2 protein-coding genes are annotated in these 590 nt (G+C 73.1%); both read left to right on the top strand.

Features of this window, described 5'->3' with window-relative positions:
- Positions 1-197, top strand: a 197-nt coding sequence (locus M3677_RS16820) for a hypothetical protein (RefSeq protein WP_308201991.1), incomplete at its 5' end; no start/stop codon positions are given.
- Positions 194-526: a hypothetical protein gene (locus M3677_RS16815; protein ID WP_066656068.1), complete on the top strand. Its 333-nt coding sequence runs from the start codon at positions 194-196 to the stop codon at positions 524-526. The genes M3677_RS16820 and M3677_RS16815, both read left to right, overlap by 4 nt.
- The last annotated feature ends 64 nt before the right edge of the window (positions 527-590 follow it).

The following is a 590-nucleotide window of genomic DNA, read 5'->3' as shown; positions in this document are numbered from 1 at the left end:
CCGCGTTGAGTAACACACTCGTCGGCGCGCTGATCGGCGCCATCCTCGCCGTCGTGGCACTGCAGTTCGGGTTCTGGGGCTTCGTCCTGGTGATCGTGTTCGGTCTGGTCGGTGCCCTCGTGGCCGCGATCACGACCGGGAAGATCGACCGCGGCGCCCTGACCGACGTGCTGACCGGACGCCGGAGCTCCCGGTGAGCGCCGGCCCGGGGAGCCTCCCGGCGAGCGCGGTCCCGGGCCGGGTCGAGATCACCGCCCGGGCGCTGACGGCGCTGGCCCGGGCCGTCGCAGCGGAGCGTCTGGGCGCTCCCGCGAAGCGGCTCCGGGTCGGGTTGGACGACCACGACGGCGCGCTCGCGCTCGAGGTCACCGGCCCGATCGCCGCCGGCGGGGACGTCGTCTCCGCGGCGTCGTCCGCTGCTGACACGATCCGCTCCCGCGTCGGGGAACTCTCCGGCCGGCGGGTGGGTCGGACCCACATCGAACTGACCGGGATCGTGCGTGAGCACGAGGGCCGGGTCCGGTAGGAGACAGAGCACATGAGCACCGAACAGCTCGAGAAGCGGCTGCGTCGTCGCAGCATCCACCGGT

It is taken from the genome of Curtobacterium sp. P97, assembly GCF_023712445.1.
Classification (GTDB): Bacteria; Actinomycetota; Actinomycetes; order Actinomycetales; family Microbacteriaceae; genus Curtobacterium.
Note: the sequence above shows the minus strand (reverse complement) of the source record. Positions and strands in the feature narration are given on the sequence as shown.